The organism is Bacillus sp. NPDC057893, from assembly GCF_042796455.1.
In the GTDB taxonomy this organism is placed as follows: domain Bacteria; phylum Bacillota; class Bacilli; order Bacillales; family Bacillaceae_G; genus Bacillus_A.
Window position 1 is genome coordinate 261,064 of the sequence record NZ_JBHVNG010000003.1, and the last position, 13,700, is coordinate 274,763.

The following is a 13,700-nucleotide window of genomic DNA, read 5'->3' on the forward strand; positions in this document are numbered from 1 at the left end:
TACTAAAGTTAATTTTAAAAGTACTTTTCAAACAAACGCATTGTGCACTAACTAAAAACGAGAGTACACGTTCAGGGTTTCCTTATATTTAATAACGCAATAATTTTTTTATCTAGAATGATAAAAAAACTGATAAAAATATACAATAGCTTTAAACGATATAAATTACAGCACTCCTATTACGTATCGTAAGATTCCCACTATTATTAATAACTAATTTTATCTTCTAATACTATTTCATTTAACTTATTCATAAATTCTTTATAATAACCCGATTCATAGTGAGCATAAGTATTTCCAAAAGGATGTTTATAATAACCTGTATACTTAGTTTTTTGCATGTCAATTACCTTAACATTTGGCATCTTATAAAGAAAATAATTATCCATTTTATCCCACAAATCATTATTTCTTTTAATTATACCTTTCTCTGAATACTCTTTGATTTTATTATCTACATCTCTATATTTTTGCGTTAAGCGACCCCTATTTAAAATGATTTTATTTTCTGGAATTATTGATAATAACTCATCAGCAAATTTATCCAAGCTAGATTTCCAAAGAGAAAAGTACTCCTTATTATTAGGATGAGATACTACTTTACACCCTTGAAGATTTTTATAAAACTTTGTCCCTGGAATTAAATAATTTAAAGTTATAAATTGATTATCTCCAAGTTGAATTACTTCCCTACAAGCATCTACGTAAAAGTCTATAATTAAGTATTCTGGTTTATAATTTTTCAAGTTCTCAAAAAAACTTTTCGTAAAATCCGATTGAATATAATTAATATCCGACTGTTTCAATCCCTCTGCTTTCCAATCCTCTATATTAAAATCTACGGGGTTAGATACAAGACTAATTACAGATGAATGAAACTGTGTATATACACATTTATATAATTTTTTATACTGAGGATTAAAATAATCTGAAGAATTAAAAGCATTTCTACTAAAACAAGTTCCTAATATTGCTACATTAGTCGCGCTATTATTAAATTGCTTATTTAAATTAACCCATAAAGAATATGTCCCAAAACTGTTTACAAATAATGTAGCTATTCTACTACTAGCAATGTATTTTTGATCTCTAATATTATTATTTGGTGATAATGGTAAATCTATTTCTATTCCTTCCTCATCTACTATCCTAATAAATAAATCCCATATATCCTTTTCCCTTGGATTAGTTAATAGTTCCTCATAACTTATATTAATATTGAATTTAAAATTGTTAGATTCTATAGGAATGACAACTTCACTATAATACTCAAAACCGCTTCCAACCTCTCTACGAAGTTTACTAATCAAACTATACTTCCCATTCAAGTTAGTTTGATTAATTAGATATATAATTCCATTAATACTTAAGTTATTTCCCTCTTGTAAAATAGAATTAATCAATACCTTGAAATCTCTATATTTCAAATGAATTGCTACAATATTCTCTTCTGTTGTAATAGGCTTAACTTGGAAAAAATCATTTTGTTCAAACATATAATAAGGTAATTTTCCTGTTAAAGGTGCATTCATGTTTATCAAAGGTATACTTATTTCATTCGCTTGATGTATTATTTTAACAAACATATCCCAATATGTATTATTCTCATACTTTGCCGTGAACACCTTATTCAAATCACTATTAAATATCCAACTATCTTCTCTTTTCTCTATTTCCATTTCGATAGAGTCATAGTAGTCAAATACATCTTTTTGTTCCCTTTTTTTATAACATAAAATAGTTTTGAATGACGATATATCTTTATCCGCTGAAGTTAATTCTAATGCTCCCTCCACGATACCTCGTTCAAAAGTTATATTTTTTAATATACCTTTCAAATCAATAGGACGTATATAAAATGCTAAAGTGCCTGTTCCTTTAGTTATATAAGGAATAATTTTAAATAAATCGTTATACTTTAACATATGATACTGAAATTGATTTGAAATTTCTTTTGGAAAAATTAAGCCTATCTTTTCTTCTCCATGTAATAAAAAACAATCCCACATATCTTCCTCTGGTTGGATAGCACTAGGATCTATTATGTCATTAACATTAAATTTGAGATTAGCTATATCATTATTAAAGTTACATTTCAAAATTACCCCTTCGTACAATCTAAGGTTGCTACTACTTTGTCTTTTTTGCAGCAAAAACTCCCTAGTTCCAATAGTATTTTCACTAAAAACCTCTAAAACAACATCACCATTACTAGCATCGAATGACAAGTTTTTTACTTCTATGATCATTTAATCATACCCTCCCATTATAAAATTATCATATTAATTAATACCCTACTCCTAACACTTAATTTTAACGTTCCCCTATAAAATTAACACTTATTATTTCCTTAAATTCTCTAGGGGAATTTTAAATAAAAGCTAGGAATTATCATCACAAGATGATTTCCTAGCTTTTATTTCACAATTTTAATTTATCATATCAGGAGGTAAAACAAATGAAATTTGATCAATTATTGTACCATTGGAAGAAGAAAACATAATAATATATTTACTTGATTGATATATTAAGAGAGAACCATCGGCATTTTCTATATGTGCTTTCCCTAAGTTATCTAACAATTCCGCTTTCATTATATTTGTATTTTTAAACTTAATTTGTTTAGTAATTAATTGCTGATTGTATATTAGCTCCATATCAGTATACTGAGCTAATATTCCTTCTTCCGTTTTTTCCTCTTCTTGAGGAAGACCTAATATATTTGTAACATCCCCCTTTTCCTTACCTAACAGGGTAAGATTATGCTTAATATTTTGGGGGATTCCATTTAATTTCATTAACTTATTTACCACGTCCGTATAAGATAATGATATATTGGCTGGTATCGAACTTACTATTTCCTCGCTAATCCATCCTTCTTTGCCATTATCTAAAACAATCTTTAACCAATTAATTTCAGATACTGTATCTTTTTTCTGCCCCTTCACTATAAACAATGTTCCAAATGGCATGGTAGCAAGTACTTCTCCATTTAAAGTTGGCATAACCCTTATCCGGGCTTTTGCGGAATTTACATATCGAATATCTAAATTTTCAAGTAGATTTTCTTCCTTTTTAACAGGTTCTACTTTGCTCGATTGTTTTTTTGTTTGTTCTTTTGCCTGCAAAGAATTAAATACGCTATCCTTTTGCCAATAAGTTACTCCACCTGCAATAGAAATGAGCATACAGATTATTAAACTTTTAATATACTTCCGTCTAATCCACGCTCTCTTGCGACGTGATTTTTTTCCGTTCAAGATAGATATATAGTTTTTAGTCTCCACTGAAGCATCGGAAAGAGTAGTATCTACTTTTGTTATCCCTTTTCCCGCCTGCTTTTCTACTGCGTTCATCTTGAACTTTTTCTGCTCTTCTTGACTCATGTCATTATATTCTTTTAAAAATCTTTCATATTTTGGCATTATTTCTCCAATTGGACCATAATCTCTGATTTCACCGTATTCAAGCCATAATGCCTTTGTACAAAATTTCTTCACTTGTCCTAAAGAATGACTGACAAAAAATATTGTTTTCCCTTGTTCTTTAAATTCATTCATACGTTTTAAACACTTATCAGCAAATGTTTGGTCACCTACAGATAAAGCTTCATCAATTACAAGTATATCTGGATTAATGCTAACCGAAATTGCAAAACCTAAACGCGATTTCATTCCACTAGAATATTTTTTCACTGGCATATCAATAAATTTTCCTATATCAGCAAAATCAATAATATCTGGTGTTAATTTTTCAATTTGCGGTTTACTTAATCCCATCATTAAACATTTAAGCTCAATATTTTCTCTACCTGACAATTGATTATTAAGACCAGCTGCAATTGCAATAAGTGCCACTTTTCCTCTAACATCAATCTTCCCATTTGTTGGTGGTGTAATTCCTGCCAGCAAATTAGACATTGTTGATTTCCCTGAACCATTAACCCCAACAATGCCAATAACATCACCTTTTTGAGCTACAAATTCTAAATTTCTTAATGCATAAAAATCTTCGCCAAATCCTCTAGGGTATATAATATCTTTTAATTTATCAGAGTTTTTGCTATGCATTTTATATTTTTTTGTTACATTATAAAATCTCACTGATTCATTCATTTTACAACCCTCATCATAAATAATCTGCAAAGTGTTTTCTAAATTTCACGTGTAGTACGGTACCAATTAGCAACGTAATAAGAACGAACACCCAAAAATATAATGCATAACCCCAATCTTCATAAAACCAGCTTGTTCCTAATAGAGAGCCACGATATCCATTTACAATATAGCAAAATGGATTTAACTGCATAATTTTCTGGAAGAAAGGTGATAGCCTTTCAGGGGTCCATAATATAGGTGTTAAATATAGCAGCATTCGCATAATTGATTGAACAATCATTTGCACATCTCTTACAATCGTTGCTAATGTTGATGTAATTAAGGAAAGAGAAAAAATTAAGATAATGGTCGCAAATATATAATAGACAAGCTGAATATAATGAATAGAAATGCCTTGCCCTGTTACTAAAAATAGGATTGTGACAATACCTATAAGTATTAAATGTTGATAGAGATTAGACATAATCACAAAGCTAGGGATAACACTCATTGGAAAGTTCATTTTTGAAACCATATTTAGTCTTGTATAAATTGACTTAGACGCCTGTAACATTGCTGGATTTACAAAAAACCATACAACAAGCCCTGCAGATAACCAATAAATAAATGGTACTCCATCTACCCCTTGGCCTCCTCGTATTCCTAAACCAAATACAAACCAATAAATACTCATCTGAATTAGCGGGTTTAAGATTTCCCAAATCAGTCCTAAATAATTATTACTATTTGTACTTTTCACCTGATAAATAGATAAACGTTTAATTAAATAAAGACTGTTTACCTGCTCTTTTAATACCATTATCATTGATTTCATTTTTGCTATGCCTCTCTAAAGAATATTTTCTCTACTACTCGATTCGTAGCAGATCCATCTTCTAAATAACAGTACTTATTATAGAAGCTCTGATATTTTTCTGCAAATTCATCTAAACCTACCGATTCTAATTTTACTATCGCATCTATGACTTCTTGTGTGTTCATTACCACTGGTCCAGGTGCTTTTGCCTCTAAATCAAAATAAAAACCCCTTAAGTTATCACGGTAAGATTCTATATCATACGTATAAAAAATAATTGGTCTTTTTAAATTTGCATAATCAAAAAAGACTGAGGAGTAATCTGTAATTAATAAGTCTGATAGTAAATACAATTCGTTTATATCTACATGTTTAGAGAAATCATACACGAACCCTTTATATGGCTCTAAATCAAACTGTTCTGCAACCAAGTAGTGCATGCGTAACAAGATAATATAATCCGAGCCCAGTTTTGTTTTTAAAAGGTTTAAATCTAGGGTTAAATCTAGTTTATATACACCTTTACTATAAAATTGATCGTCTCTCCAGGTTGGAGCATATAAAATAATCTTTTTTTCTATAGGCAATCCATTTTTTTTCTTTATTGTATCAATTATTCTATCATTATTGTTTATATATAAAACATCATTACGAGGATATCCTACTTCCACAATATCCTTTTTATATTGAAAGGCTCTCCTAAATATCTCTGTCGAATATTCATTAGGTGAAAGTAAATAATCCCACCTTTGTGCCTCACGATGAAAATTATTTTTATAGTTTTCAGTTGTGGTACCTGGCATATGAACCTCTTTCATATCCCCTGCCAATTTTTTAAGTGGTGTACCATGCCAAGTCTGCACATAAATAGTATGATTTGGTTTTGGGATCCAGTTCGGCATTCTACTATTTGTTACCCAATAACGAGCACGCGCTAATAAAATAAACCATCGGATTGAAAACCTTTTTACATACGGTATATTCCCTTCATCAAATTGTACTGTGCAGTTTTTATTTACACTCCACACCATTTGAAAATCTATATTTTTTTGCAACATATGCTCATATATAGCACGTGGATTACAACTATATTGTTTTCCAGCATAGCTTTCAAATATAATTAAATTCTTCTTTGGAGGTAAGTAGCTGAAAAACAAAAATAATCCCTTACATAATTTTTTTATAATACGATGATTTTTCACTTTCTTTATAAAGTTCATGTTATTTATACACCTTCTAACTTAGTAGGCACATATCAGTTCCTATATTAATGTAATATACGCATCTGAATTTTCGCCTTTTCCTGTTCGTCCCATCAATTTATCAACTTCCTCTTTTGCATCTCTTCCATTAAATAGGACATTATAAATTGCATTTGTAATCGGCATTTCAATATTCATTTTTTTTGCTAGTTGATATGCTGCCTCAGCTGTACGTACACCTTCTACTACCATGCCCATATTTTTCAGCACTGCTTCTAACTTATACCCTTTTCCAAGCAAATTTCCAGCTTTCCAATTACGACTATGAATACTTGTACAAGTAACTATTAAATCCCCAACACCTGTTAAGCCTGTAAATGTTAGTGGGTTTGCCCCCATCATACATCCTAATCGTGTTATTTCCGTTAAGCCCCTAGCAATTAAGGCTGCTCTCGCATTATCTCCATAGCCAAGACCATCCGAAATACCTGCACCAAGAGCAATAATATTTTTTAATGCCCCACCCAACTCTACACCAATTATATCTCGGTTGGTATAAACACGAAAATTAGTATTCATAAACATTTCTTGTACTTTTTCCGCGCCCTCTAAATAAGATGATGCGGCAGTGATGGTAGTAGGTAAACGCTTGCTTACTTCTTCCGCATGACTTGGCCCTGAAAGAACAACAATACTTTCTATTAATTCTTTAGGCATCTCTTCCTCAATTATTTCTGAAATACGTTTAAATGATTGAGGTTCAATACCTTTACTCGCGTGGACAAATGTTATTGGACGTTTTGCTCTTCTCTTTACTTTTTGCATTACTATACGAATTGCCTTGGTTGGAACAACTAATAGTACTGTATCAGTTTCTTCCATTGCATTAGTTAAAGACTCATAGCCTTTAATTTTTTCAGAAAGATACACTCCTGGTAAATACATCTCATTTGTATGTTTTTCATTAATTTCTTGAATCTGTTCAATTTTATTTCCCCATAGCCTTACCTTGTATCCATTATCCGCAAGAACTATAGATAAAGCTGTTCCCCAACTTCCTGCACCAAGAACCGTCACCTTTTTCATAAAAAAACCCCTCTTTATTGCTGATGTAGTAAATTTATAATCTCAATAAAGAAGGTTAAGTGAATAACTATTCTTCACTTAACCTTTAATATCAATCCAAATTACAATTTTTTATTTACAACATCAATAAATAATTTTATTTTTTTAAGACTTTTTTGATCCTACTACTTATCTTACTTATAGAAGTATATGTTTTCAGTGAGATATTCCCCTTTTTTGTAACATATAAATCTATATAACATTCCTTATTTTTTAAAACCAATGTTTTAAAGTTCAGGACCGTATAAGTATCTAATCTATACTTTTGTTCAAACATATCAAAGTACAAATCATAGGTAGTATATTTTTCTAAAAAGTGCTCCCACCTAAGGTGATAAACATTTAATTGATCTCTTTGGAAATAAATAATCTCCTTTGTTTGTCTATTCTTCAAATAGAACTGTAAAGAATCACTTGAGGTATTATTAAGATTTAAACTTATTCCAAATTGGTCAACATCAAAATTCAAAACTTTAAAGTTATTTATTCTCAAAGAAAGTTTGTCATTTTCTGTGAAGTAAATATATGCTTTATCTGAATCTGAAAAATCTTCTAATTCTTGATTAGTGAACATTTTTCTAGAAACCCTATATTTCACTTCTTTATTATCATATTCAAAAACAATATAAACATCATACAAGTTAACCAAATCATAATTGTCTAAAACTACTGTAACATCAAAATTATTATAACCCTGGTGATTTAGTTCATAATTTTTATAATCATTGATATTAAAACGAGATTGAACAACTAATTTTGCTTGATCTGCTTTTATGGACAGAGGAATCCTTATTTTTTCAAAATTCATAACGTTATCATTTATATAGAATGAATCTATTTTTATAAAATCCTCCAGTAGATCTTTTATTTGGAACAAATGGTCTGGAATATTAAGGGTTTTATTTCTAAAGTACGGAAGGGCCCAATAGTATTTCCCTTTTTCACCTATAATTTTACCATTAAGATTTGTAGTAAGATAATACTTTAATTCTTCTTTTAGATTATTTAGAATCATATAAATGTATATATTTTTTTTCACACCTAAATCATTATTATATACATCACTAATTCTACTTAAAATAGCTCCTACTTCGTTAAAATATATATCCCTAAATTCTTCACTTTCTACAATTCCACTAATAGGAAAGAAAAATCTATCAATATTTCTTTTCAAAAATTCATTTGTCAATTTTTGATCACCAAAATCATCAAAGTAATTAATTTGATAATTACATGATTCCATTCGATCTTTAAAATTATTAATATTACTATTCATCTGTGTAATAGATTTTTGAACAACATTATTTCCTCTTTTGCGCCATAGATATACTACATCTGTTATGATTGCAATCCTTTTAGCATGTAAAAAGGCTTTATGAACCATTGGTCTATCTGCATAAAGCATACCAGGTGGCATAAAACAATTGTATTTAAAAATCAAATCTTTTTTGAAAATTTTATTCCAATAAAATCCATCAAAAAAAACATCTAAAAACTCATGCACGTTTTCAATAACTCTATTTTGTTGCCAAACTTCTCTCTCTTTTTTGTATAAAATCTCTTTTTGTACACCATCAATTAAAATATTTGGCTTTCCTATTACTATTTCTGAATCCGTTTCCTTTGCTTTTTTATATAACTTCTCATAAGCATCTAGCGGAACAATATCATCAGAATCCATAATAGTAACATACTCTCCACTGGCAATATTCAATCCATTATTTCCAGCAATTGCTCCACCACTATTTTCTTGATTAATTACCTTAATATTCTCGTATTTATTACAATATTCTTCAATAATAATATGACTATTATCCGGACTACTATCATTGACAAATATTATTTCTATGCCCTCTAGAGTTTGATTAACAAGCGAATCAAAACACTCTCTTAAATACTGCTCTGTATTATAAACTAAAACAATAACGCTTAGTTTATACGTTTTTTCCAATTTTAATCACCCAACTTATACATTTAATAACGATTCTTCTAAAATAATTTCACAAATTTGTTTTATATCATTAATATTTAGCTCCGTAAACATTGGTAATGCCAAAATTCTATCACTTACATAAACAGCATTAGGTGTTTCATTTTTATTATAGTTATAACAAGCAAAATCATTGCATAATGGATAAAAATACTTTCTGGTATATATATTATAGGATTTCAATTGCTCAAATAGTTGATCTCTTAAAGTATTACTTTCTAATACTATTGGAAAATAAGAATAGTTATGTTTCACCGTATCCACCTGTGGCAGATATTTTATAAAATCAACATTCTTTAAATTTCTTACATATTCTTCGTAGATATGTTTTCTTTTTTGAATATCGCTATCAATTGTCTTTATATTACACAGTCCCATAGCAGCTTGAAATTCATTCATTTTAGCATTTGAACCAACAAATTCCACACTATCCGGTGATGACATTCCGAAATTTTTAAATGCCTTTAATTTATTTTCTAATCTCTCATCTTGGAATACTAACAATCCACCTTCAATTGAATGGAACACTTTAGTAGCGTGGAAACTAAACATGGATATATCGCCATAGCTTGCTATGCTACGTCCATCAATCTCGACCCCAAAAGCATGTGCTGCATCATAAATAATTTTCAAATTATACTTTTCAGCAATCTCACTTATTTTCTCAAGATTACATGGATTTCCAAATACGTGTACAGCTACAATTGCACTAGTTTTTTCAGTTATATGCTTCTCTATCTCTTCTACATCAATGTTGAAGCTTTCCATTTCAATATCACAAAAAACAGGTTTTAATCCACAATTAGTAATTGCATGAATAGTAGATGCGAAAGTAAATGGAGTTGTGATTACTTCTCCAGTTAATCCTAGCGCCTTAATTCCTAATTCTAAGGCTAGATGACCATTTGTAAAGAGTTCCAAGTTTGGGACTCTCAAATATTGCTTTAGCTCTTCTTTAAACTCCTCATGTAATGGACCATTATTTGTAAGCCATTTTTTATTCCATACTTCTTTAATATACGAAGTATATAAATCAAAATCTGGGAGTTTTGGTTGAGTAACAGTAATTGGTTGAATAAACTTTAGTTCCTCTTTCATTTTAATATCTCCAGTCTATTAAACATTCTAAGGAATCCAAGTCAAACACTGGAATGCCAGTCATTTGTTTGATTTTTTTTCTTTCACTATATGAATCATCAATAAATATAGATGAAATATCATTATTCATATATTTATGCTTTTCATCATCCTTAGAAATATGAACAATCTTACTAAACATATTTTTATCAATTTTTAATACTGCTAATGTTTCTAAAATCTCTTTTACATGCTTAGTTACCAATATAATTTCTTTATCATTCGCTAAACATTGATATAGGAACATCATTGTCATCGGATTTACTTTTTCGCCTAATGTAATTGTGTCATCAAAATCAATATATACTCTTTCATAACTTATATCTAGTGAAAATCTATTGATTAAGGCTCTATCAACCTCAATACTAAAATCATTTTCATGAACTTCAATATCATATCCCATACGATCATATAAACTAAGTAGAGGGAAATTAATACCTTTGTTTCTGTATAATCCCATCGTCCCTGCAATTCTCGTCGCTATTTCTAATAATTTAAATTCTCCATCTACATCTTCTTTAACTTGGAAGAACCATACTCCCCGGAAATTCAACTTATCATTGATTGTATGGGCAATTTTCTTTATTTGCTCACTATATATTAAAGTAGCTGAGTTAACACTAATCCCACTCTTCACTCTTTTACGTTCTCGCATTCCGATAAAACGCAATTCCCCACTCTGATCTGTAAAACAATCAATTGTATACTCTTTCCCTGGAAGATATTCCAAAATTAATAATTCGGAGTTTTTATTCATATGAAATTTTAAATCTTCAATATCCTTAGCTAGTGCGATGCCTTGAGAACCTTGTCCAACATCTGGCTTTAAAAATACTGGAAATTCTTTTACGTCCTCAACTCTTTCATACATATAAGGCGTAAAAAATTCATCGGCAAAGAACTCATATGTTTTTTTCTTAGAACGAGCTATTTCACATGTCACTTTATCAGATGTAATTACTTGGGCCTCTATATTCTCTTGATTTTGAGCTAATTTTAAAACTACACTATCGTGTGCTGGAATAATAAAATCAATACTATATTTTTCAATTACTTGATTTAAACTATTTACAAAGTTATCATCGTGAATATTTGGCACATTCTCAATATAATTTTGGTAAACAAATTTTCCATGATCTGCAATACTTGACGCACCATAAAGTTGAACATCTTTTACATATCTCAATGCATTATTTATCTCTAATCCGATTTCTGAACCACACGGGAATACTAAAATATTCTTTTTCATAATACACATCCTCATTATATCTACGTATTGAGCATTAATAATTCTCTAATCTATTTTTGAAATACTTCAGCTATAACTCTTCGTGCTACCGTTCCATCTTCTAATCCACAGAATTTCTCATAAAATTCATCATACCTACCTTTATATTCCTCAGATATGATATTAATATTTTCAATTGCCTTTAATAGCTCTGAACCAGTTTGAATAACAGGACCCGGCAAATCTTTCTCCATATTTAAATAAAAACCTCTAATTTCGTCTTTATACTCTTCAAAATCATATCCAAAAAACAGCATTGGTTTTCTAGAATTTGCATAATCAAAGAATACTGATGAATAATCAGTTATTAAAATATCCGAAATTGTATAAAGCTCTTGAATATCATCATACTTGGAAAGTTCCAATACACTAGATTTATACTCTTCTTTAATTTGTAATGCATCTGCCACTAGATGATGCATTCTTAGTATTAAAACATATTCATCCTTAAACCTTTTATAAAATTCATCTAAACTAAACTTCAATTCAAAAGAATGTTCCCATGAATTGGTTGCTTCATTATCTCTCCATGTTGGTGCATATAAGATCACCTTTTTATGCGATGGGATATTTAGTTTTTTCTTAATTTTATTTACTTGATCTCCTAAGCCCTCTTTATAAAAAATATCATTTGCTGGATACCCATAATCCAGAACCTTCTTATTAAATTTAAAAGCACGTTTGAAAATTTCACTAGAATATGGATTTGCTGAAATTAAATAATCCCAATTTCGAGACTCAATATAAAAATTCTCTCTTGCTAGAGTTTCAGGACCTTCAATATCAATATCAAATCCTAATTTTTTTAAAGGTGTTCCATGCCAAGTTTGTAAATATACATTTTTTGGTCTTTTCCTATGTACAGGGAATATAATATTACTAACCCAGTATTTTGATTTAGCTAAATATTCATAATATTCATCCGTATCTCTATCTACTATAATTGGATTTCCCGGTATATCCTGGGGCCTTTGTCCCGAATATGACCAGACAAATTTATACTCTTTAAATTCCTCTTTTTTTATCATTTCTTCATAAATATACTTGGGGTTCCCAGAGTAATTTTTACCAAGAAAACTTTCGAAAAACACCATTTTCTCATCAATTTTTTCAAGTTCACATATTTCATTAAATATACTTTTCCCTCTAGCAATACCGTAAGTTTTATTAAACTGTTTTGCATCCGTGTACCATATAGCTAAACTTTCTTTACCCATAGTTGCATACAAGGCCACTACATTATCTTCTTGATTAGAAACGGTTTCGATGTATCTTTCTTCTTCTCTTTTAAATTGCTTATAATCGTACAAATTAACTAATTCTTTGTAAATAATTTCATTTTTTGTATTTCTAGCTTGTATAAAAACATCCCATCTAGAATTTAATGCTAGCTCTTTATACAATTTATCTATAAACAACATACAATCAAATTGATATACATGCTCTTCTTTTTGTTTTACCCCGCATTTATAACCGTAACACTTCTTATTATCTCTACGTTGTACAATTAGCTCTATTTTATCTAAGTTACTATTACCAAAATTTTCAATTTCCCCTGTTAGATAGAAATTGTGTCCTACTGGTTTTATTTCTTTTAATGTATGATTACATGCTATTCTTTGAGATGTAAATGACAAATTATTATTTACAGTTTTGAAACTTTTAAGCTTATAATGCTTCTTTTTATCTACAAGCTCAAACGAATGATTTAAATTATTATAAGGAATTCTCCTTGAAATTTTTCTCTTAAGTAAATTAAAAGTCATATATAAATCGAAACTACCACTATCACACATTTCAAAGATTTCTTGTAAGTTAAAAGTTCCTTTATTATTTTTTATCGTCTTTTTAATTCTTCTTCCAGAACTTCTATCCCTTATAACTAGATTTCTCTTCCCTATTAGCGGGTTTAATTTTGAAAAGCTAATTTGCACTTCATCCTCTTCATTAGCAGTTACAGAATTAACTTGATGATTTAATATATACCTTTTAACAGCATTACCAATTGATTCTTTCATAATAAAATTTTGCCTACCTTTTTCTT

General features: G+C 29.5%; 9 protein-coding genes. All 9 read right to left on the reverse strand.

Going from position 1 to position 13,700, the window contains the following annotated elements; translation table 11 throughout:
* Window positions 1-206: 206 nt before the first annotated feature.
* Entirely contained in the window at window positions 207-2,249 is a 2,043-nt protein-coding gene (locus ACFVQC_RS17205; RefSeq protein ID WP_377898765.1) for a DUF6270 domain-containing protein, read from the reverse strand.
* Between the two features lie 180 nt (window positions 2,250-2,429).
* Entirely contained in the window at window positions 2,430-4,115 is a 1,686-nt protein-coding gene (gene tagH, locus ACFVQC_RS17210; protein ID WP_377898766.1) for a teichoic acids export ABC transporter ATP-binding subunit TagH, read from the reverse strand.
* A 13-nt stretch (window positions 4,116-4,128) separates the two neighbouring features.
* A complete protein-coding gene (locus tag ACFVQC_RS17215; protein WP_377898767.1) occupies window positions 4,129-4,932 on the reverse strand; it encodes an ABC transporter permease in 804 nt (267 codons plus the stop codon).
* A 5-nt stretch (window positions 4,933-4,937) separates the two neighbouring features.
* Window positions 4,938-6,134 (reverse strand): CDP-glycerol glycerophosphotransferase family protein, encoded by a 1,197-nt coding sequence (locus tag ACFVQC_RS17220; protein WP_377898768.1) that lies wholly within the window; start codon window positions 6,132-6,134, stop codon window positions 4,938-4,940.
* A gap of 42 nt (window positions 6,135-6,176) precedes the next feature.
* The gene (locus ACFVQC_RS17225) at window positions 6,177-7,202 is read right to left on the reverse strand and encodes an NAD(P)H-dependent glycerol-3-phosphate dehydrogenase (protein WP_016093613.1); all 1,026 of its coding nucleotides are present in this window, start codon (window positions 7,200-7,202) and stop codon (window positions 6,177-6,179) included.
* A 136-nt stretch (window positions 7,203-7,338) separates the two neighbouring features.
* Window positions 7,339-9,192: a glycosyltransferase family 2 protein gene (locus tag ACFVQC_RS17230; RefSeq protein WP_377898769.1), complete on the reverse strand. Its 1,854-nt coding sequence runs from the start codon at window positions 9,190-9,192 to the stop codon at window positions 7,339-7,341.
* 15 nt (window positions 9,193-9,207) lie between these two features.
* Complete coding sequence (locus ACFVQC_RS17235; RefSeq protein WP_377898770.1) at window positions 9,208-10,329, reverse strand: DegT/DnrJ/EryC1/StrS family aminotransferase; 1,122 nt, start codon at window positions 10,327-10,329, stop codon at window positions 9,208-9,210.
* Between the two features lies 1 nt (window position 10,330).
* Window positions 10,331-11,617 carry an ATP-grasp domain-containing protein gene (locus ACFVQC_RS17240; RefSeq protein ID WP_377898771.1) on the reverse strand — a complete coding sequence of 429 codons (1,287 nt, stop codon included), beginning with the start codon at window positions 11,615-11,617 and terminating at the stop codon, window positions 10,331-10,333.
* A gap of 50 nt (window positions 11,618-11,667) precedes the next feature.
* Complete coding sequence (locus ACFVQC_RS17245; protein WP_377898772.1) at window positions 11,668-13,674, reverse strand: CDP-glycerol glycerophosphotransferase family protein; 2,007 nt, start codon at window positions 13,672-13,674, stop codon at window positions 11,668-11,670.
* Window positions 13,675-13,700: the final 26 nt, after the last annotated feature.

Bases quoted from the DNA above. Each gene is read 5' to 3' on its own strand.
- ACFVQC_RS17205 (WP_377898765.1), bottom strand. From the start codon at position 2,249: ATGATCATAGAAGTAAAAAACTTGTCATTCGATGCTAGTAATGGTGAT.
- tagH (WP_377898766.1), bottom strand. From the start codon at position 4,115: ATGAATGAATCAGTGAGATTTTATAATGTAACAAAAAAATATAAAATG.
- ACFVQC_RS17215 (WP_377898767.1), bottom strand. From the start codon at position 4,932: ATGAAATCAATGATAATGGTATTAAAAGAGCAGGTAAACAGTCTTTAT.
- ACFVQC_RS17220 (WP_377898768.1), bottom strand. From the start codon at position 6,134: ATGAACTTTATAAAGAAAGTGAAAAATCATCGTATTATAAAAAAATTA.
- ACFVQC_RS17225 (WP_016093613.1), bottom strand. From the start codon at position 7,202: ATGAAAAAGGTGACGGTTCTTGGTGCAGGAAGTTGGGGAACAGCTTTA.
- ACFVQC_RS17235 (WP_377898770.1), bottom strand. From the start codon at position 10,329: ATGAAAGAGGAACTAAAGTTTATTCAACCAATTACTGTTACTCAACCA.
- ACFVQC_RS17240 (WP_377898771.1), bottom strand. From the start codon at position 11,617: ATGAAAAAGAATATTTTAGTATTCCCGTGTGGTTCAGAAATCGGATTA.
- ACFVQC_RS17245 (WP_377898772.1), bottom strand. From the start codon at position 13,674: ATGAAAGAATCAATTGGTAATGCTGTTAAAAGGTATATATTAAATCAT.